Source organism: Pseudomonas sp. UBA1879 (assembly GCF_002338065.1).
In the GTDB taxonomy this organism is placed as follows: Bacteria; Pseudomonadota; Gammaproteobacteria; order Pseudomonadales; family Pseudomonadaceae; genus Aquipseudomonas.
Map to the genome: position 1 here is coordinate 321056 of NZ_DDHJ01000014.1, position 19853 is coordinate 340908.

At 58.5% G+C, this 19853-nt stretch carries 17 protein-coding genes; 14 read left to right on the plus strand and 3 right to left on the minus strand.

Annotated elements, in window-relative coordinates:
• The first annotated feature begins 32 nt into the window (after positions 1-32).
• From polA to B3N48_RS14945, 3 genes are all read left to right on the plus strand, one after another.
• The gene (polA, locus tag B3N48_RS14935; protein ID WP_296184942.1) at positions 33-2798 is read left to right on the plus strand and encodes a DNA polymerase I; all 2766 of its coding nucleotides are present in this window, start codon (positions 33-35) and stop codon (positions 2796-2798) included.
• 79 nt (positions 2799-2877) lie between these two features.
• Positions 2878-3108 carry a type II toxin-antitoxin system VapB family antitoxin gene (vapB, locus tag B3N48_RS14940; protein ID WP_296185032.1) on the plus strand — a complete coding sequence of 77 codons (231 nt, stop codon included), beginning with the start codon at positions 2878-2880 and terminating at the stop codon, positions 3106-3108.
• Positions 3105-3518 (plus strand): type II toxin-antitoxin system VapC family toxin, encoded by a 414-nt coding sequence (locus B3N48_RS14945; protein WP_296184943.1) that lies wholly within the window; start codon positions 3105-3107, stop codon positions 3516-3518. The genes vapB and B3N48_RS14945 overlap by 4 nt, the downstream gene beginning before the upstream one ends.
• A gap of 218 nt (positions 3519-3736) precedes the next feature.
• On the opposite strand, the gene yihA is transcribed toward B3N48_RS14945, so the two are convergent.
• Positions 3737-4372 (minus strand): ribosome biogenesis GTP-binding protein YihA/YsxC, encoded by a 636-nt coding sequence (gene yihA / locus B3N48_RS14950; protein WP_062386430.1) that lies wholly within the window; start codon positions 4370-4372, stop codon positions 3737-3739.
• Positions 4373-4543: 171 nt separating this feature from the next.
• Between yihA and B3N48_RS14955 the strand changes: the two genes are divergently transcribed.
• The 6 genes from B3N48_RS14955 to B3N48_RS14980 all read left to right on the plus strand — a co-directional run bounded on the left by B3N48_RS14955 (position 4544) and on the right by B3N48_RS14980 (position 11652).
• On the plus strand, positions 4544-5161 hold the full coding sequence (locus tag B3N48_RS14955) for a c-type cytochrome (RefSeq protein ID WP_296184946.1): 618 nt from the start codon (positions 4544-4546) through the stop codon (positions 5159-5161).
• 201 nt (positions 5162-5362) lie between these two features.
• On the plus strand, positions 5363-6004 hold the full coding sequence (locus B3N48_RS14960) for a thiol:disulfide interchange protein DsbA/DsbL (RefSeq protein ID WP_296184947.1): 642 nt from the start codon (positions 5363-5365) through the stop codon (positions 6002-6004).
• A 6-nt stretch (positions 6005-6010) separates the two neighbouring features.
• Positions 6011-6892: an endonuclease/exonuclease/phosphatase family protein gene (locus B3N48_RS14965; protein ID WP_414704244.1), complete on the plus strand. Its 882-nt coding sequence runs from the start codon at positions 6011-6013 to the stop codon at positions 6890-6892.
• Positions 6889-9078 carry a GGDEF domain-containing protein gene (locus tag B3N48_RS14970; RefSeq protein WP_296184960.1) on the plus strand — a complete coding sequence of 730 codons (2190 nt, stop codon included), beginning with the start codon at positions 6889-6891 and terminating at the stop codon, positions 9076-9078. Before B3N48_RS14965 ends, B3N48_RS14970 begins: the two co-directional genes overlap by 4 nt.
• A 97-nt stretch (positions 9079-9175) precedes the next feature.
• Complete coding sequence (locus B3N48_RS14975; protein WP_296184961.1) at positions 9176-9952, plus strand: N-acetylmuramoyl-L-alanine amidase; 777 nt, start codon at positions 9176-9178, stop codon at positions 9950-9952.
• 80 nt (positions 9953-10032) lie between these two features.
• A complete protein-coding gene (locus tag B3N48_RS14980) occupies positions 10033-11652 on the plus strand; it encodes an EAL domain-containing protein (protein WP_296184964.1) in 1620 nt (539 codons plus the stop codon).
• Positions 11653-12017: 365 nt separating this feature from the next.
• Here the strand turns inward: B3N48_RS14980 and B3N48_RS14985 are convergent, their stop codons facing one another.
• Positions 12018-13805, minus strand: a complete 1788-nt coding sequence (locus B3N48_RS14985) for a KinB sensor domain-containing domain (protein WP_296184966.1) — start codon at positions 13803-13805, stop codon at positions 12018-12020.
• A 10-nt stretch (positions 13806-13815) separates the two neighbouring features.
• Positions 13816-15162, minus strand: coding sequence for a sigma-54-dependent response regulator transcription factor AlgB (gene algB, locus B3N48_RS14990; protein ID WP_296184967.1), 1347 nt, complete (start codon positions 15160-15162; stop codon positions 13816-13818).
• 262 nt (positions 15163-15424) lie between these two features.
• Here algB and B3N48_RS14995 point away from each other — a divergent pair, with 262 nt between their 5' ends.
• From B3N48_RS14995 to gltP, 5 genes are all read left to right on the plus strand, one after another.
• The gene (locus B3N48_RS14995; protein ID WP_296184969.1) at positions 15425-16279 is read left to right on the plus strand and encodes a BON domain-containing protein; all 855 of its coding nucleotides are present in this window, start codon (positions 15425-15427) and stop codon (positions 16277-16279) included.
• Positions 16280-16659: 380 nt separating this feature from the next.
• The gene (locus B3N48_RS15000) at positions 16660-16947 is read left to right on the plus strand and encodes a hypothetical protein (RefSeq protein ID WP_296184971.1); all 288 of its coding nucleotides are present in this window, start codon (positions 16660-16662) and stop codon (positions 16945-16947) included.
• Positions 16948-17032: 85 nt separating this feature from the next.
• Positions 17033-17197: a DUF1328 domain-containing protein gene (locus B3N48_RS15005; protein ID WP_025257796.1), complete on the plus strand. Its 165-nt coding sequence runs from the start codon at positions 17033-17035 to the stop codon at positions 17195-17197.
• Between the two features lie 6 nt (positions 17198-17203).
• Positions 17204-17671: an inhibitor of vertebrate lysozyme family protein gene (locus tag B3N48_RS15010; protein WP_414704242.1), complete on the plus strand. Its 468-nt coding sequence runs from the start codon at positions 17204-17206 to the stop codon at positions 17669-17671.
• Positions 17672-18456: 785 nt separating this feature from the next.
• Positions 18457-19788, plus strand: coding sequence for a glutamate/aspartate:proton symporter GltP (gene gltP / locus B3N48_RS15015; RefSeq protein ID WP_296184974.1), 1332 nt, complete (start codon positions 18457-18459; stop codon positions 19786-19788).
• Positions 19789-19853: the final 65 nt, after the last annotated feature.

Genomic DNA, 19853 nt, shown 5'->3' on the forward strand with positions numbered 1-19853 from the left:
CGCCGACCCCGCCGAAAAGGTTGATCCCTCACATGAGTCAAGCGCCTCTCGTCCTGGTGGACGGTTCTTCTTACCTGTACCGCGCCTTCCACGCGCTGCCGCCACTCACCACGTCCAAAGGCTTGCCTACCGGTGCGGTCAAAGGCGTGCTGAACATGCTCAAGAGCCTGCGCAAACAATATCCCGACAGCCCCTTTGCCGTGGTTTTCGACGCCAAAGGCGGCACGTTCCGCGATGAAATGTTTGCTGAGTACAAAGCCAATCGTCCGAGCATGCCGGACGACATGCGCGTGCAGATCGATTTCTTGCACAATTGCGTACGCGGCCTGGGTTACCCGCTGCTCTGCGTCGAAGGCGTCGAAGCCGACGACGTGATTGGCACCCTGGCCCGCAGCAGCGCGGCGGCCGACCGTCCAGTGGTCATTTCCACAGGTGACAAGGACATGGCGCAGCTGGTGGACGGGCACATTACCCTGGTCAATACCATGACCGGTAGCGTGCTGGATGTGGCGGGCGTGAAAGAGAAATTCGGCGTCGGTCCTGAACACATCATCGACTATCTCGCCTTGATGGGCGACAAAGTCGACAACATCCCCGGCGTTCCTGGCGTAGGCGAGAAAACCGCTGCAGGTCTGCTGGTCGGGATCGGCGGCGGCTTGAAAGAGCTTTACGACAACCTCGACAAGGTGCCGACGCTGTCGATTCGCGGCGCAAAATCATTACCCGCCAAGCTTGAAGAACACAAGGAAATGGCTTTCCTGTCCTACCAGTTGGCGACCATCAAGATCGATGTGCCGTTGGACATTGAACTGGATGCCTTGCACTGCGGCGAACCGGATCGCGAAGCCCTGCTCGCGCTGTACACCGAGCTTGAGTTCAAAAGCTGGATCAACGACCTGCAACGGGACGCCAAGCAGGAAGGTACAGAAATCGCTGCGCCTGAAGAGCCTGCCCCGGTCATCGAAGCCAAGTACGAACTGATTCTGGAACAGACGCAGTTCGACGATTGGCTGAAGAAGCTTCAAGCCGCCAAGTTGTTCGCTTTCGTGGCGCAGAGCAATGGCACCGATGCCCAGCGCGCGCAGATTGTCGGGCTGTCCTTTGCCATCAAGACCCATGAAGCCTGCTACATCCCGTTGACTCATTCCTATATGGGCGTGCCGCAGCAGCTCGATCGCGACGACGTCCTGAAGGCCGTCAAGCCGATGCTTGAAGACGCGAGCAAGGTCAAGGTCGGTCAGCACGCCAAGTTCGCCATCAACTTGCTGGCCAACTGCGCCATCGGCGGCGATCAGGCGCAGGGCATCCACGTGCAGGGCGTCAAATTCGACACGATGCTCGAATCCTACGTGTTGGACTCGACCGCCACTCGCCATGACCGCGACAGCCTGGTCGCGAAATACCTGAGTCACACGCCGGTCAACTTCCAGGACATCGCAGGGAAAGGCGCCAAGCAACTGAGCTTCGATCAGATCGCACTTGAGCAAGCGGGTATCTACGCGGCTGAGGAAGTGGACCTCACCCTGCGCTTGCACGAAGTCCTGCAGGCGAAACTGGAAAAAACCCCAAGTTTGGCGCCCGTGTTGAATGACATTGAGATGCCATTGATGCCCGTGCTGGCACGCATCGAACGTCAGGGTGCGTACGTCGATGCCAACCTGCTGGGGATACAGAGCGTCGAGCTGGGCAACAAAATGACCGAGCTGGAGCGCGAGGCGTTTGCCATTGCGGGCGAAGAATTCAACCTCGGTTCGCCGAAACAGCTCGGGGTGATCCTCTACGAAAAGCTCGGCATGCCGATCATCAGCAAGACCGCGACTGGCCAGCCTTCCACGGCTGAAGCGGTGTTGGCGGAGTTGGCGGAACAGGAATTTCCGCTGCCCAAGGTGCTGATGCAGTACCGCTCGATGAGCAAGCTGAAAAGCACCTACACCGACCGTTTGCCGGAGCAGATCAACCCGCGCACAGGACGAGTCCACACCTCGTATCATCAGGCCGTGGCCGTGACCGGGCGTTTGTCGTCCAGCGACCCGAACCTGCAAAACATCCCGATCCGCACCGCCGAAGGTCGTCGGATCCGTCAGGCATTTGTCGCCCCAAAGGGCTACAAACTGCTGGCGGCGGATTATTCGCAAATTGAACTGCGGATCATGGCGCATCTGGCGAAAGACGAGGGCCTGTTGCATGCCTTCCGCAACGACCTGGACGTCCACCGCGCCACGGCGGGTGAGGTTTTCGGTGTGGAACTGGCAGAGGTGACCAACGATATGCGTCGCAGCGCCAAGGCGATCAACTTCGGTCTGATCTACGGCATGAGCGCATTTGGTCTGGCCAAGCAGATTGGCGTCGATCGCAAGCAATCCCAGGCGTACGTCGATCGTTACTTTGCGCGCTACCCAGGCGTGCTCGAGTACATGGAGCGTACGCGTACCCAGGCCGCCGAGCAGGGTTTCGTCGAGACCATCTTCGGGCGCCGCCTGTACCTGCCGGACATCAACGCAAAAAACCAGGCCCTGCGCAAAGGCGCCGAACGCATGGCGATCAACGCGCCAATGCAAGGCACTGCCGCCGACATCATCAAACGCGCAATGGTCGCGGTGAATGGCTGGCTGGAATCGTCAGGGCTGGATGCTCGCGTGATCCTCCAGGTCCACGACGAACTGGTGCTGGAAGTGCGCGAGGACCTCGTCGAGCAGATCAGCCAGGACATCCGCGTGCACATGAGTGGCGCCGCAGAACTGGACGTGCCGCTGTTGGTGGAAGTGGGCGTGGGCAACAACTGGGATGAGGCGCATTGATCTCAAACCAGACATAGGTCTTGCATAGGTCTGACGGCGTATTTATATTGCATAGGTCAGGCATATGCAGGGTCAAATCATGCGCACGGTGTCAATCTTCAAAAACGGCAAGAATCAAGCAATCCGCCTTCCCACCGATATGAGTTACGAGGGCGTCGGTGAGCTGGAGATCACCCGCGAGGGCGATACCATCACGCTGCGCCCGGTTCGCTCTAGTTGGCTTTCACTGGCCGATTTGCCGGTTGCCGATGGCGACTTTCTGCAGGAACGCCCGATGGTTATTAATGATGAAGGCAGGTTCGAGCTGTGACGGTGTACATGCTCGATACCTGCATTTGTTCCTTTATCATGCGCGAGCGTCCAGAGTCAGTCTTGCGACGCCTTGCTGCGGAAGTCTCGCGTAGCAACCGGATCGTGATCTCTGCAATCACCTACGCCGAGATGCGCTACGGGCAGATCGGCAAAAAAGCATCGCCCAGGCATAAGACGCTGGTCGATGAGTTTGTTAAGCGTCTGGATGAGGTTTTGCCGTGGGACAGGCATGCCGTTGATGCCACCATCGAGGTCAAGCGCCAACTGACCGAAGCAGGTCTTGTCATCGGTGGAAACGACACCGCCATTGCCGGGCATGCCATCGCCAATGACTGCGTGCTTGTTACCAACAACTTGAGGGAGTTCAGCCGGGTTGCGCAGTTGTCCTACGAGGACTGGGTGCACTGAGCGGTGCCTTCTACCTGCGCTGCCAACATGAAATTTCCCCGGTTTTTGAACTTCTTAGTACAAACCCCGGTCAGAGGTTGCGAATGGCTGACGTAGCCATTCATGCTCCTATGTTGTGTTAAGTGTTGGCAGATATCCGGACTTTTCCCTAAAGGTCTGGACTTAGACCCCGAACTTCCCCTCCCCATATGAAGTCCGGGGTTTTTTTTGCCTGCGATTCAGGCCGCAGGCGCTTTGTCTTCCAGTTCCATCCAGTCGGCGAGAACGGTGTACGCCTCTTCCAGGCCCATGCGTTTAGGCGCGGAAAACAGCTGTATCGTCACGGCATCGCCCCAGCCCTTGCGGATTTCCGACTGCACTTTGAGCAGCGTGTTCTTCGCAGCGCCGAACGTGAGCTTGTCAGCCTTGGTCAGCAGGATGTGCATCGGCATACCGCTGGCGATGGCCCAGTCGAGCATCAGCAGGTCGAAGTCGGTCATGGGGTGGCGAATGTCCATCATCAGGATCAAACCCTTCAGGCTTTCCCGGCTTCCCAAATAGGCTTCCAGATGCCGCTGCCAGTGTTGTTTCAGCGGGATGGGCACTTTCGCGTAGCCGTAGCCTGGCAGGTCGACCAGGCGGCGATCGTCGTCCAGACTGAAGAAGTTCAGCAACTGAGTACGGCCGGGAGTTTTCGACGTGCGTGCCAGACTGGCGTGGGTCAGGGTGTTCAGCGCACTGGACTTGCCTGCGTTGGAGCGACCGGCGAAGGCGACTTCGAAACCTTCGTCATCGGGGCATTGATCGACTTTGGCAGCGCTGAGCATGAACTTGGCTTGTTGGCACAAGCCGAGGATCGGGTTCTTGAGTTGCATGGGATATCCGGTGAGGCGTTGCGGCGAGGGTGCGGCAACGTGTGTCGTTTTCCGTTCGATGGCGCAAGTATATATTGCCGCCCATTTCGTGTGTGCGTGTCCCGTCGCAGGGTGACGTCCGAAGAAGTCGGACTCACCTCACCTCAACAACAAAAATGAGTTGATCAGCCGATGAACAAGCTGTTGGTGAGTCTGCTTCTGCTGCTGGGCATTCCCGGCGCAGCGCGCGCCGCTGATGTGATCGTGGGAGATCCCGCCGCTGGCCAGGCGAAAGCTGTTGTGTGCGGCGCCTGTCACGGCCCGGATGGTAACAGCATGGCCCCCGGTTTTCCGAAACTCGCCGGACAGGGCCAGCGCTATCTACTCAAGCAACTGCACGAAATAAAAGACGGTAAGCGCACAGTGCTGGAGATGACCGGCATGCTGAACCCGCTGAATGATCAGGATCTGGCCGACATCGCCGCTTATTTTTCCGGCCAGAAAGGCAGCGCCGGCGCGGCGGACGCGAATCTCGTCGCGCGCGGGGAGGCGCTGTTTCGCGGAGGCAAGCTCGATCAAGGCATGCCCGCATGCACTGGCTGCCATTCACCCAACGGCGCAGGCATCGCTGCGGCAGGCTTTCCTCGTCTGGGTGGGCAACACGCGGACTACGTGAAAAAGCAGCTGACAGCGTTCCGCGAGGGGGATCGCACCAACGACGGCGACACCATGGTCATGCGCACTATCGCCTCCAAACTCAGCAATAAAGATATCGATGCATTGGCGGCCTACATACAGGGCCTGCATTAAGCCTGGATTAACCCTAAGACCTTGATTCGTGGTGATTCGACGGTCGGAAAAGGTTGCTCACGCTTATCGTGCCAACGGGCCAAAAAGGGTGGCGAACGGCTGCCCTTTTTTGTGCGCGCAAGCGTTACACTTGCGAACTCGTATCACCCGACCCGGTCCTATGCGGCCACCGAGGTGACTTTTCATGCCCAGGAGTTAAGCATGCGTAATCTGATTCTCAGCGCCGCTCTGGTGTTCACCAGCCTGTTCGGTCTGACTGCCCAGGCGGCAGAGCCGATCGAAGCCGGTAAGCAATATGTCCAGCTGAGCAGCGCCGTTCCAGTCCAAGAGCCGGGCAAGATCGAAGTCGTCGAAATGTTCTGGTACGGCTGCCCACATTGCTATGCCTTCGAGCCGACCATCAATCCATGGATTGAAAAACTCCCGGCTGACGTTCACTTCATTCGTATTCCTGCCATGTTTGGCGGCCCTTGGGATGCCCACGGCCAACTGTTCATCACCCTGGACACCATGGGCGTAGAGCACAAGGTTCATTCGGCTGTGTTCGATGCCATCCAAAAGGGCGGCAAGCGTCTGACTGACCCGAATGACATGGCTGACTTCGTGGCCACTCAAGGCGTGGACAAGCAGAAATTCCTCGAGACTTACAACTCGTTCGCTGTGAAGGGCAAGATCGCCCAGTACAAGGAACTGGCCAAGAAGTATGAAATTTCTGGCGTCCCGACCATGATCGTCAACGGCAAATACCGCTTCGACCTGGGCTCTGCCGGTGGTCCTGAGCAAACGCTGCAGGTGGCTGATCAGCTGATCGCCAAAGAGCGCGAAGCGCTGACCGCCAAGTAAGCGCCGATCATGACGCGCTGGGGTACTGAACGCACCGTTGCCCGGCATATTCCCAAGGTCAACGAGCGACACCTGCAGGAAACCGGATTGCCCGCCGATGGCAGGCTCAGGCTGCTCAGCTTCAATATTCAGGTGGGCATCAGCACCGAGCGCTACCGGCATTATCTGACCCGTGGCTGGCAGCACCTGCTGCCCCACAACGGTCGGGCCGGAAACCTGCAAAAGATCGGCAACCTGCTGAACGACTATGATTTGGTCGCCCTGCAGGAAGTCGATGGCGGGAGCCTGAGGTCGGGCTATGTCAATCAAGTCGAACACCTCGCCCAGTTGGGCTCATTCCCCTACTGGCACCAGCAGCTCAATCGCAACCTCGGACGTTTCGCCCAGCACAGCAATGGGGTGCTAAGCCGCCTGCGACCCTGGGACATTGAAGATCACCCCCTGCCAGGCCCTTCGGGTCGCGGCGCGATTCTGGTTCGCTTCGGTGAGGGTGAAGATGCGTTGGTCGTGGTCGTCATGCACCTGGCGCTGGGCGCCCGGACCCGAACCCGGCAACTGGCGTACATTCGTGAGTTGATCGGTGGTTACAAACATCAGGTGCTGATGGGGGACATGAACACCCATGCCGCCGATTTGCTGGAAACCTCGCCCCTGCGTGATCTAGGCCTGCTGGCACCGCAGATCGAAGCCACGTTTCCCAGCTGGCGCCCGCAGCGCTGTCTGGACCACATTCTTCTCAGCCCGACCCTGACGCTTGAAAAAGTGCAGGTGCTGGCTCAGCCCATTTCCGATCATCTGCCGGTTGCGGTGGAGATTCGCTTGCCCGCCTCATTAATCGGTGACTCCCTGCCGATAACAAGCTTATCTCCCCGTGAGCCCCCGGAATGAGCGACGAAGCCGAACGCTGGAAAGAAAAATACCTCAAGAGCATCGAGCAACAGGACAAGCTCGAAAAGCGCTGGAACGCCCGCCTCGACTTGCTGCGGCGCGGTCTCGTGCGCAGCAGTCTGGCGGCTGAGGGGGCTGACAAGGCGGTTGATCAGTGCATGAAGGAAATGCGCGAAATCGTGCGCAAGGACGATATGGACGCCGGGCTGGCGGCGCTGATTCCACGGCTGGAAAAAGCCGTGCTGGATTCCGAGCAGCGCCGCGAGCAGCGGATCGAGCAAATGGGTACGGCCCTGACCTCGCTGGTCAGTCAATTGCAGTCGCTGCCCCTGCCTCGTGAAGTTGCCAAACCGCTCAAGCGTTTCGCCAAGCATCTCGAAGACCGTGTCGATCAGGCTCGAGAATTACCATTGTTGCTGAGCGAACTGAGTGGCTTGCAGGGCAAGGCGCTGTCCGTGATCGAACACCCTGAAGAGGCGGCGCGCCCGGGTTTCTTGCAGCGTTTGTTTGGCAATCGCGATGCCGCAGCCGAGCAAGTGGAGGTTCTCCACTCACCCGTCCAGCCAGATGCCGAGGCGCCGAAGCATGTGGTGCCGGCTTGGGCTGACGAGAATGAGAACGACGATGACGAGTCCCCCGAAGCACGCCCCTCGCAGGCGGCACAGTGGACCAACGAAGCGCCGCCGTCGGACATTGTCGAGCACCCCGTGGCCCCTGCCACTTCCCTCGCCACCGCAGCGCAGGTCGAGGTGCCGGCCGCGGTGGCCGAGGCTCAATCCAGTGATCCGGAGCCTGCGACGGGGTCATCGTCGGTTCTACACGCGGAACCCGATTCCCCAGGTGCTGACTCAGCCGCGAACGCTGTCACGGACGCTATTGCCGAGCCGGAGCCCGCTCATGTCGCCAGCGCTGATGTGGCCAGTGAAGCGGCGCTCACCAAGGAAGAGCCCACACGTGAAGAGCAGGCCATCGAGCCTGCCGAAGCTGAAGCGGGAGAAAACGAAGCTGTTCAAGAGGCGGCTGAAGACTCCGGCTACGATGAAGAAGGGCCTGACGACACCGAGGAGACCGCTAAAGCGGAGAAGACCGAGGGAGCCGAAGACGATGGACCGTACGCGTTGCCGTCTTCCCCTGAGCCCAGCTACAGCTCGGTTGCGGCGCACATCGAAGAAACGCTGCTTGGCCTGCTCGATGATCTGACCCTCCCTGAGCACCACAGGCCACAGGCTGAAGCCATGCGCCTGCGGCTCGAACATGGACTGAACTGGTACGAACTGCTGCCGATCCTCGACGATCTTGTGGTGCTGATGCTGGCCATCACCGACAGCGGCCAGCACGAATTCGAGCTGTACTTGAAACAGTTGAACGAGCGCCTGGAGTCGTTCCAGGCCAACCTGCAGGCGGCCAGCGACGATCACGCCGGGCAGCAGATCGCTTCCCGCGAGATGAATGATCAGTTACGCGAGCATGTAGGCGATCTGCAGACCAGTGTGCAGGAAGCGGCCGACCTCACCAGCCTGAAAACGATTCTGGAAACCCGGCTGGAAGGCTTGCTTGGCACCATGGACGCACATCAACAACAGCGTGATGCGCGAGAGCAGGAAGTGGCTTCGCGGCTGCAATCCCTCGCATGCCGGGTTGCCACCATGGAGCAGGAAGCGGTGGGCTTCCGCGCGCACCTCGAAGAGCAACGGCAAAAAGCCCTTATCGATACGCTGACCGGTCTGCCGAATCGTGCGGCCTGGAACGAGCGTCTTGAGCATGAAGTCGCTCAAGTACAAAAACGTCGATCGAGCCTTTTGCTTGGCATTCTTGATCTCGATCACTTCAAGCGCATCAATGATGGCTACGGCCATTTGGCCGGCGACAAGGTGTTGAAGATTGTCGCCGCGCAGATAAAAAAGCGCTTGCGGGGCTCGGATTTCATCGCACGTTTCGGCGGCGAAGAGTTCGTCGTACTGCTCCCTGACACGTCAATGGCGGACGGCGTGGCGCTGCTGGAGCGTCTTCGCGAGACCGTCGAGCAGTGTCCGTTTCACTTCAAGGGCGAGCCTGTCACGATCACCGTTTCAATGGGCATTACCCTGTTCAGGCCGGGTGAACGTAGCGATCTTGTACTCAAGCGCGCAGATCAGGCCTTGTATCGAGCCAAGGATAACGGTCGAAATCGCATCGAACAGGGGTAACCCACGCCGCCTTCAACCTCGCCTCATCGCAACTTTGGGCGCCGACGCCCCATTACGTTACACTGTTGCATTATCTGCCTCAGTGTTCTGTCTCGATATGAAGTCTTTCTGCGCATTTTTCCTGACCCTGCTGCTAACGGCCTGCTCCAGCGGGCCGAAGCTAGACACCAGCCATCCCTCCGTGAACTTCGACAGTCGCGCGCAATTCGTGGTGGTCCATTACACCTCTGCATCACTGGAGCGGTCGCTCGCGCTGCTGACCCATGGAGAGGTCAGCGCCCATTATTTGATAGGCGACGGCCCGGCCACCGTCTTCAAGCTGGTGGATGAGAGTCAGCGTGCCTGGCATGCCGGAGAGAGCGAATGGGACGGCCGCACTTGGCTCAATTCCAGCAGCATCGGCATCGAAATCGTCAACCCGGGCTATCGCGACACCCCGACCGGGCGTTTGTGGTACCCCTACAGCGAAGCTCAGATTCAGGCCTTGATCGTGTTGCTCAAAGACATTGTCAAACGCAACAACATCGAGCCACGCCACGTGATCGGCCACAGTGACATCGCGCCGTTGCGCAAGCTCGATCCGGGCCCGCTGTTCCCGTGGAAACGGCTGGCGAAGGAAGGCTTGGGCATTTGGCCGGATGAACAGCAGGTGGCACAGCAACAGGCGCAGATGATGGGCGTGCTGCCCAGCGTAGTCTGGTTTCAGCAACAACTGGCGTTGCTGGGTTACCCGACCCCGCAAACGGGTGAATGGGACATCGCGACGCGTCACGTGCTTGCGGCATTTCAGATGCACTACCGACCACAAAAATTTGACGGTGAACCTGATCTGCAGAGCGCAGCCATGCTGCACGTGTTGAATTCAAAGCATTAATTTGCATTGCGGATGATTTTTAACGGGCTATTTCTGTACTTGTTGCTATAACTGATGGGTATTCCATTGGATATTGGCCGATGTTCACGGCTTCATCGCAATTACGCTCAGTCTTTTATCGTCCTTCGCTCCTGGCTTTGCTCGCGGCGTTGTTGAGTGCTGTTGTGCTATTGGCGGGCAGTTTCGGGCTGGCGATGCATCAGGCCAAGCAGGAAGAAAGCGCGCAAATGAACGCTCAGGGCGAGCGCTTCCTGGTGCGCCTCGAGCAGCTTTTCGGCCAGCTTCGCGCAGGCCTCGATCAGTTGGAAGCTCAGCCTTTACGGGGTTGCAGCCCCCAAATGGTTGAACAGCTGCGTCAGGTCAACTCGCGCTATCGCTTCATTTATGAAGTGGCGTATGTGAGCGACACGCAGACGTGTTCCAGTTGGACCCGCGAAAGCATGATCGGCAAGCGCCGCGCGCCGGACATTCGTGGCCCCACTTATGACTATTGGCTAAACACCTCCACTCAGCCAGACGACAACCTCGCCTCGCTGATGCTGGGGCGTGGTGATTTTCGCGTGTCGACGTCTCGTGGGCACCTGACCGATGTGGTCGATCTGCCTGCCGGCGGCAGTCTGGTGGTCGTGCTCGACCAGGGCAAAAAAGCCGTGCCGGTGCTGGGCCCTCCGCAGTCTTGGCCCCCTACCCCCGATTGGTCCCCGACCACCGTTGAAACACTGATGACCACTCAGGACAAGTTGGTCTACCGGATGCCCACGCAGAGTCCGGAGTATCAGTTAGTGCTCATCACGCCGCGCAACGGCTTGCAGCAAAAAATCACCGGGGCCTGGTGGCTGCTGGTCCCTGCAAGCGTTCTGGTGTCGCTGTGCATCGGGATTCTGGTGTTGCAGCTCGTTCGTCAACGCCAGTCGCTGGGCGGCGAACTGCACGGCGCGCTGCGCCGGGGTGAGCTGAAAGTGTTGTATCAACCGATCTTCGATCTTAATACCCGCCTATGCGTGGGCGCTGAGGCGTTGGTGCGTTGGCGACGACCTGACGGCACTCTGACCAGTCCCGATTTGTTTATCCCGCTGGCTGAAAATACCGGCCAGATTCGCCAGATCACCGATTTCGTCTTGCAGCAGTTGCTCGAACAGCTTGGGCACCTGCTGCGCGCCAATCCGCATTTGTATGTGTCGGTGAACCTGGCCGCTTGCGATGTCATGGCTCCGCGTATTGGCCGGGTGACCGCAAAACTGCTGGCGTTGCATCGCGTTGCTCCTCGGCAGATCGCGTTTGAGGTGACCGAGCGGGGTCTGGTAGACGTTGTGGTCGCGCGCAATCATCTGCAGGCGTTGCGAGATCGTGGGCATCAGGTGCTGATTGATGACTTTGGGACGGGCTACTGCAGCCTGGCGTATCTGCAAACCCTGCCGGTCGATTGCCTCAAGATCGACAAGGCCTTCATCGACGCCCTCGGGCATGACGCCGCCAGCAGCGGTGTGGCGCCGCACATCATCCGCATGGCCCACGCGCTGCAATTGCGAGTGATCGCTGAAGGCATCGAATTCGAGTCCCAGGCGTTGCTGCTCAAGAGCGAAGGCGTCATTTACGGCCAAGGCTGGCTCTTCGCCCGTCCCCTCACCGCCGCCAAATTCACCGAGCTGGTCACCGGTGGCCGTCGCAATGCCGGGCGCAGGGCCGATGACGTAGCGTGAGGCTTTAATCCTGGCCAAAGGCCGCGAAACTTGAAGACCCGGTGCGCCTGACCCACCGCTTCGCGGCCGTCGTCCCTCCGGCGGCTCCTACTGATTCGGCGCCAGTCGCTAACATGTGCGGTTTACCGCAGTTACAGGGCGAGCCGGCGGACCGGGAGGTGCAATCCACCGCAATGACAGTAGGAGCCGCCGGAGGCACGACGGCCGCGATGGCGGTGGGTCGGTAAAAGACAAGTCACCTGACCACCGCTTCGCCGCCGTCGTTTTTCCGGAACCGCCTGCTAGCGCAGCGCCCGTCTGGGATGTGCAACCCACCGCAACGCGAGCGATAGACGCTGAAGGCAGAGTCGGATTAGCAGCATCGCTTACAACGGCAGCGCCATATAGAACTGTGTGCCCTGCCCTGGCCGTGAGTACACGCCCATGCGTCCGCCGTGAAGTTGTACGATTTCTTTGCACAGGGCCAAGCCTAGCCCTGCCCCACCTTTTTTACGACCCACTTGCACGAAGGGTTCGAAAATCCTCGCTTGTTGGCCATAGGCGATGCCCTCGCCGTTGTCTTCCACGCTGATGATCAGCCGCTCTCCGTGTCGGCGGGCTTGAAGCCGAATAAGCCCGGATTCGGGGGTGTGGCGAAGGGCGTTGTCGAGCAAGTTGTCCAGCACCCGCTCCAGTTGAGCCTTGTCGGCTTGCAGGCGTGGCAAAGGTTCCTGCACTTCCAACAGAACCATCACGTCCAGTTCCTGCGCGCTCGCGGCAAAGCGCTGACGGGCCTCAGTGAGCAGATCGCCCACGTCGCAGGGCGCAAGCGTGAGCTTTTGCAGGCCGTTTTGATAACGCGAAAAATTCAGCAGATCGTTAATGAGTTGCATCAGACGCTGCATTTCTTCGTTGACGGTCTTGAGTAAATCCGTCTCCCTCGAATCAGGGGCGAAATGCACACGCTCTTGTAACAGGCCGAACGCCATGTGCATGCCCGTCACCGGGGTCCGTAGTTCATGGGAGGCGCGCAGCACGAACTCGCTGCGCACGCGTTCGAAGGCGCGCTGCTCCGTTACATCGTGCAACACCATCACCGCCCCGAGGATATGACCTTTCGTATGACTGACGGGCGTGAGGCTGTACGTCAACAGACGAGTTTCGCCGTCGATGTCGATAGATAAGTCTTCCGGCGCTCGCTCCAGCGTTCCGCCACGCAGCACCAGGTATAACTGCTCGTCCAGTTCCGGACGCTGCAGCGCTTCCCCAAGCCCCTGACCCAAACGCCCTTCCTCCCAGCCCAACTGCCGTTGCGCGACGGGGTTGAGGTGTTCGAGACGCCCTTGACGGTCAATCATCAACAAGCCGTCGTCGATGCTGTCGAGCACCGCCTGCAAACGCTGTTGCCCTGCCAGCAGCTCATCGACGTTGGTGACCTGATGCTGACGCAATGCCTCGGCCATGATCCCGAAACGTCGAGTCAACTGGTTCATTTCGGCGGACGACGAGATCGGCAGCATGACCTCGAAGTCGCCTTGGCCAATCTTGTCCGCTGCCTTGGCCAGCGCTTCGATAGGCGCACCAAAGCGGCGAGCGATGCCGTGGGCTGTGACGAAGCCGATGGCCAGCACCGCCAGGCCGACCAGGCCCAACAAGGCCGCGACCCATAGAGCGCGGCTACGGGAAGCGCTTTCGGCGTGACTGATGTTCTCTAACGCCTGACGGTGGGCGTCCAGCAAGCCGTTGCGCAACGTATTGAAGGCAGCGGTGACCGATTGGTTGTCGTTCAGTGCATCAGCGCTACTGCCAGCGTTTTCGAGTGCTTTGAGGAAATGCTCGTAGTCGCCCCGCGCTTTTTCAAAGCCACTGTTGGTGTTGGTCTGCTGATCGTGATCGATGCCCTGATCGAGCAGCTCCTGAAACTGTGCCTGGTTCTGTTTGAGCGCTGTTTGATCCGGCGTGTCTTTGAGCAGCATGACCAACTGATCGCCCAGGTTCTGCCGCAGTTTGAGGCCGATATCCAGCGTGATGAAGTTGTCGTGGATCGAATCCTCCTGGGATTTGGCCATCTGCATGACGCTGACCAGCCCCAGCGACAGGCCAAATAACGCGACCGTCATCAGCGCCGAGATGCTGAGAAAGAGTCGAGTACGCAACTTCATCGCGAACCTCATGGGCGCACGGTCACAGGTTGTACTGCTTGCGTTTGCGGTACAGCGTCGAGGCGTCGATGCCTAGCGTGCGTGCGGCTTGATCGAGTGTGTCGCTGGTGGCCAAGACCGCGCCGATGTGTGCTTTTTCCAGCTCGTCCAGACTGAGTGCGGCACCCACGCGCGGAGCGTTGTTGGTCGGCTGCTCACCCATCCCCAAATGGCTGATCTCGACTTTTTCCTGCGGGCAGATGATGCTCGCCCGTTCGATGACGTTGCGAAGCTCGCGGATGTTACCGGGCCAGCGGTAGTTCACCAGCGCGCTGCGGGCATCCTCGCTGAAGCCTCTGGCAGGACGGCCATACTCCTTGACGAAGCGGGCGAGAAACCGGTCCGCCAGCGTGAGGATGTCTTCGCCGCGTTCGCGCAAAGGCGGCAGGTGCAGCGTGATCACGTTCAGGCGGTACAGCAAGTCTTCACGGAAACGGCCTTCGCGAACCATGTCTTCCAGATTCAGGTTGGTGGCCGCGAGGATGCGCACATCGGCACGACGGGTCACCGGGTCACCCACGCGCTCGTACTCTTTGTCCTGAATGAAACGCAGCAGTTTGGGCTGCAACGTGAGTGGGAAATCGCCGATTTCATCGAGGAACAACGTACCGCCGTCTGCCTGGTTCACCCGACCCAGCGTGCTTTCGCTGGCCCCAGTGAACGCGCCGCGACTGTGACCGAACAGCTCGCTTTCCATCAGCTCGGCCGTGAGCGAAGGACAGTTGATGGTGACGCAAGCCTTTTTCGCCCGTTTGCTCCAGCCGTGGATCGCTCGCGCCAGCTCGCCTTTACCGGTCCCTGATTCGCCGAGGATCAGAATGTTCGCGTCGGTATTGGCAACCTGACGGGCCGTTTCCAGAATCGCCATCATCGAAGGGCTGTGGGAATCCAGGCCATCTTTGGGCTTGCGCACCTCGCCTTCCAGCGCTTCCAGACGCGCCGACAATTGACGCACTTCAAGCTGCTTCGCCGTGGCCAGTCGCAACTGGTCAGGGCTGCACGGTTTCACCAGGTAATCCGCGGCGCCGGCCTGAATGGCGTCGACCGCCGTATCGACAGCCGAATGCGCGGTGACAATCACCACGCGCATCCAGGGCGCTTGAATGCGCATCTGCGCCAATACGTCCAGGCCGTTGTCTTCGCCCAGACGCAAATCCAGAAAGCACACATCGAACACCTGACGTTGCAACAGCGCCTCTGCCTGAGCCGCGCTGTTGGCGGTGGCGACGCTGTAGCCTTCATCTTCCAGGCAATAGCGGAAGGTGCGAAGGATGGCGGATTCATCATCCACAAGCAGAATACGGCCCTGATTCTCAGTGGCTGCTTCCATTTTTCCTACGCTCCTAAGTAAATGATCTTGGTTAGTCCCGGAAAAATCGGGCAAGTTGCATGGTTCATTCTGATTGATTCGGCGCGTTGCATGGTAGCTATCTGCGGAAATTTCAGACAGCGCATTGATTTACGCCCTACAAGGTCGGTTATCTGTCTCCTACATCGAGCGGGAACTGTTCCTAGGATTGTCGGGTGCAGAACATCCGCGCAAATACAAAGTCTCTCCAGTAGCCCTTTTTGCAATTGTCTGGAGAACTGCCATGCACCCGTTGAAGAAAATCGTCTTGGCCGTGGCCACCACCGGTTGGCTGGTGACGATGCCCGTTATCGCTCACGCCGCCCAAGGTGATCTGCAAACGCAGCTGGCTGAAGCGCGCCAAGAGGGCTCGATCTGGACGGCGTTCGCCCTCAACCGCCATCTGAGCCCGTTCAATATCGGCGTGAAGGTCGAGCAAGGGACTGCAACGCTTACGGGGAAGGTCGAGAATGCCGTCGACAAGGACTTGGCCACGCAGATTGCGAGCGACACGCAGGGCATCAACAACGTCGACAACCAATTGCAGATCGACCCGCAGGTAGCGGCTGAACCTGGTACCAAGGCCAATATGGCCCAACGCTTCGACGACGCGACGCTGACGGCAACCATCAAGTCCAAGCTGCTATGGAACAGCGTGACCGAAGGATTGAACATCGACGTGACCTCCGCCAAGGGTATGGTGACGTTGAAGGGGCAGGCGAAAGATGCTGAGGCCAAGCAACTGGCCGGCAGCCTGGCGAGCAACACCGATGGCGTGACTGAGGTGAACAACCTCATCAGCGTCAGCGCTCGCGACACCCAAGCGATCAAGGAGCAGAACGAAGCCCAGGCCAGCAGCGTCCGCGAGGAATTCAGCGATGCGTGGATCACGAGCAAGGTGAAATCGAGCCTGATCTACAGCCGCAATCTCGATGGACTCAATATAAAAGTGGAAACCAAAAGCGGCGTTGTCAGCCTGGATGGGGTGGTTGCCAATTACGCCGAGAAAGAGCTGGCTGTTGAAATCGCACGAAACATTCGTGGGGTCAAAGGTGTAGACGCCGATACGTTGCGGGTGATGACCCGCACTGCGGGGTAACTTAATCCGGCTGTTTTTCTACTGTGGCTGGCGCGATCCCGTGGGAGCTCGCTGACGAAGGCTGATCAACCTCTGCGACAGTGATCGTTGATGCGGCTGGCTTTTGAGCAGCAAGTTTCCTCCCACAATGTGCCGTTCTTCGATCTGCAGTCCGTGAACAGCGATCAGACCCCGCGACACTTTGCCCCACCTCTTCGTGCAATACGCACGATGCCAAATGTTGAATCGTGCAGCTTGCGCGTAGGATGCTTCTCCGAGTCGCTATTAAGCCATTGATTTATATGGTTTTTATCTCGATCAAAAAGCTGGCACACAGGCTGCAATATTCCCTGCAACAAGGTCTGAACCGCCGACCGACAAGATTGCCTGGAGCCCTTTGCATGAACACTCAACGCCTCGCCACTCTGCGTATCTCTCCACTGCACCTGCAGCAAGGTTTGTTCGCCAGTTTGGCGCTGATGATTACGTTGATCGTCGTTCAGCAGTTCGCTCACTGGACCCAGACACACGAAGAAATTGTCCCGGCTCATCATGCCTACAGCCATACAGCCCCATTCGCCAAGGCGAGCGCGCTGAAGGCGACTGATGTTGGCCTGAGTCTGCAACCGGTTGAGGACGCAGCTGCTGCCGTCGAGCAAGCACCGCGTCAACAGAGTTGGGTTTTCTGACCAGCAATGGCACCGACGCCCTACACGAGGGTCAACCCCGATACCTCGTTGTGGCTAGAAATTAAAAACAGTAAGGAGAATCACCATGTTGAGTTGGGCTATCACATTTCTGATCATCGCTATCGTCGCAGCAGTATTGGGCTTCGGTGGTATCGCAGGCACTGCAACGGGTATCGCCAAGATTCTCTTTATCGTGTTCCTGGTGATGTTCGTTGTGTCGTTCTTCTTCGGTCGTCGTGGTCGAGGCTGACCTGGAATGCTGAACAGGCACTTCCATGCCATGGCACTGGTGCTCTTGTCGAGCGCCAGCGCCATGGTTATGGCCGCTAACGATGGTCAGTCGCGGGTAAACGAGCTGTTGAGTTCCGATGCCCAGTACCGCGATACCTGGTCAACAGTTGTGAAGAAAGAAGAACGGTTGCCCGATTGGGTAATCAACCTGTCCGGTGCATCGGATCAGATGAACGCCGTGACTGAAGACAGGGAGCCGTATCTGGTAGGTCCGCTTTGCGAAACTCAGGATACGTGTATTAACAAACGGCTTATTGTGGCGTTCAGCCTTGATAAGAAGCATGCCTATGCCATGTTGGTCGAAGTGCCTGCTGGGCTCCCAGCGGACAAATCGCCAACGCGTCATGCTGACTACCGCTTTCTTGGTAAGCCGGATGAAGGGATGCAAACCCTTCTCAAAGAGCAGCTTAAGAAAGATCCGAACTGGTACTGATTTGAATGACGGAAGACCGAATGTCGTTGGGTCTTCCTGAAAGCCGCACAACCCGAGGAGGGTCTGTGCGTGACCAAGGGGCCGGGGCGTTCTGACCAAAGGAGTGGTCGCAGCGCCTCAGGAGTACAGGGAGTGCTCTCACTAACGGGCCGGGTCAGGAAGCCGCACCGCAAGTCCATCGTCCGTCGCCATTGGATTGCGAGCTGACAGTGGACTTGCGACGCGCAAATATCTGCCACCTCCCCCTTACGCATTCTGCATGCTGATTCCGAGCACCCGCCGTAGGCATGGTCTTGCGCACAGTAGGGCGCGTCACCTCTTCTCTTCTTCGCATATGCACAATCGGATCACTAGCATGCTGGCTGTCACAGGTTTGCGCGCGACCGTACATCGATGAATTTGCTCCAACAAGCCATGTGTTGGTCACGGGTGACTGTTTTGTCACTTGCCTTTGCCTGATTCATATCGAAACGACCGCCAGGCGACGTTTTAGCCACTTCTCAGCAAAATTCGCGAGTCTTGGAGTGCGTCGTTTCACGCTGTTTAAAGCTAAGTCCTTGATTTGTCTCATACCGATTGCGCATGGGGCAGGCGTTTACGGCATTAGACGCTGATCGTCAGGATGAGAATAGTTGCGCCTTTTTTCCGCCTGCCCGTAGCTCGGACGCTCATTTACAGAGACCTTCTGGATAGATCCAAGGGTATAGGCTTCGACGCTGCTCTCGTGAGTAGCCCCGGACGCGTCGGTGAGAAATGTCCACCCCAACTACAACAAGGTTATCGACATGAAGAAGGCAAAAATCAGCCTCGCCTGGCAGATCCTCATCGGTCTGGTGCTGGGTATCGCACTGGGCGCTGTGCTCAACCATTTCAGCGCCGAAAAGGCCTGGTGGATCAGCAACATTCTGCAACCCGCGGGCGACATCTTCATTCGTCTGATCAAGATGATCGTCATCCCTATTGTGATCTCGTCCCTAATCGTCGGCATTGCAGGGGTTGGGGATGCGAAAAAGCTCGGTCGCATCGGCCTGAAGACGATCCTGTATTTCGAAATCGTCACCACCATTGCTATCGTCGTTGGCCTGGTGCTGGCCAACGTGTTCCATCCCGGCACGGGCATCGACATGAGCACTCTGGGCACTGTGGACATCTCGCAATACGAGAAGACCACCGCCGAAGTGCAGCATGATCATGCCTTTATCGCGACGATCCTCAACCTGATCCCGTCGAACATCTTCGCTGCGGTCTCCCGTGGCGACATGCTGCCGATCATCTTCTTCTCGGTGTTCTTCGGACTCGGGCTGTCCAGCCTCAACGCTGATGTACGCGAGCCGCTGGTCAAGGTCTTTCAGGGCGTCTCGGAAACCATGTTCAAGGTCACGCACATGATCATGAACTACGCACCCATAGGCGTGTTTGCGCTAATCGCCGTCACGGTCGCCAACTTTGGCTTCGCCTCCCTGCTGCCGCTGGCCAAGCTGGTGATTCTGGTTTACGTGGCCATTGCCTTCTTCGCGTTCGTGGTGTTGGGCCTGATCGCTCGGCTGTTCGGCTTCTCCGTGACCAAGTTGATGCGCATCTTCAAGGATGAGCTGGTACTGGCCTACTCCACCGCAAGCTCCGAAACCGTGCTGCCGCGTGTGATCGAGAAAATGGAGGCTTACGGTGCGCCGAAGGCGATCAGCAGTTTCGTGGTACCGACGGGCTATTCCTTCAACCTTGACGGCTCGACGCTTTATCAAAGCATTGCGGCGCTGTTCATCGCGCAGCTGTATGGCATCGATATGCCAATCGGCCAGCAGATCATGCTGGTCCTGACGCTGATGGTGACCTCCAAGGGCATCGCCGGCGTACCGGGCGTCTCTTTCGTGGTGCTGCTGGCGACCCTGGGCAGCGTGGGCATTCCGCTGGAAGGGCTGGCGTTCATCGCCGGTGTGGACCGCATCATGGATATGGCGCGCACGGCACTGAACGTGATCGGCAACGCGTTGGCCGTTCTGGTTATCGCCCGTTGGGAAGGCATGTACGACGATGCGAAAGGCCAGCGCTACTGGAATTCCCTGCCGCACTGGCGCAGCAAGGAATCCTTGCCTGCAGGGCAGTTGGCTGTGGATTGATCGCTGCGCCGTTTGAACACAAACCCCGGCCTTGGCTGGGGTTGGTTTTTATAGGTCGTTCGTAC

Coding starts and splice junctions, on each gene's coding strand:
- vapB (WP_296185032.1), top strand. CDS start 2,878: ATGCGCACGGTGTCAATCTTCAAAAACGGCAAGAATCAAGCAATCCGC.
- B3N48_RS14995 (WP_296184969.1), top strand. CDS start 15,425: ATGCACCCGTTGAAGAAAATCGTCTTGGCCGTGGCCACCACCGGTTGG.
- algB (WP_296184967.1), bottom strand. CDS start 15,162: ATGGAAGCAGCCACTGAGAATCAGGGCCGTATTCTGCTTGTGGATGAT.
- B3N48_RS14960 (WP_296184947.1), top strand. CDS start 5,363: ATGCGTAATCTGATTCTCAGCGCCGCTCTGGTGTTCACCAGCCTGTTC.
- B3N48_RS14955 (WP_296184946.1), top strand. CDS start 4,544: ATGAACAAGCTGTTGGTGAGTCTGCTTCTGCTGCTGGGCATTCCCGGC.
- B3N48_RS15000 (WP_296184971.1), top strand. CDS start 16,660: ATGAACACTCAACGCCTCGCCACTCTGCGTATCTCTCCACTGCACCTG.
- polA (WP_296184942.1), top strand. CDS start 33: ATGAGTCAAGCGCCTCTCGTCCTGGTGGACGGTTCTTCTTACCTGTAC.
- B3N48_RS14980 (WP_296184964.1), top strand. CDS start 10,033: ATGTTCACGGCTTCATCGCAATTACGCTCAGTCTTTTATCGTCCTTCG.
- gltP (WP_296184974.1), top strand. CDS start 18,457: ATGAAGAAGGCAAAAATCAGCCTCGCCTGGCAGATCCTCATCGGTCTG.
- B3N48_RS14985 (WP_296184966.1), bottom strand. CDS start 13,805: ATGAGGTTCGCGATGAAGTTGCGTACTCGACTCTTTCTCAGCATCTCG.
- yihA (WP_062386430.1), bottom strand. CDS start 4,372: ATGCAACTCAAGAACCCGATCCTCGGCTTGTGCCAACAAGCCAAGTTC.
- B3N48_RS14975 (WP_296184961.1), top strand. CDS start 9,176: ATGAAGTCTTTCTGCGCATTTTTCCTGACCCTGCTGCTAACGGCCTGC.
- B3N48_RS14970 (WP_296184960.1), top strand. CDS start 6,889: ATGAGCGACGAAGCCGAACGCTGGAAAGAAAAATACCTCAAGAGCATC.
- B3N48_RS15010 (WP_414704242.1), top strand. CDS start 17,204: ATGCTGAACAGGCACTTCCATGCCATGGCACTGGTGCTCTTGTCGAGC.
- B3N48_RS15005 (WP_025257796.1), top strand. CDS start 17,033: ATGTTGAGTTGGGCTATCACATTTCTGATCATCGCTATCGTCGCAGCA.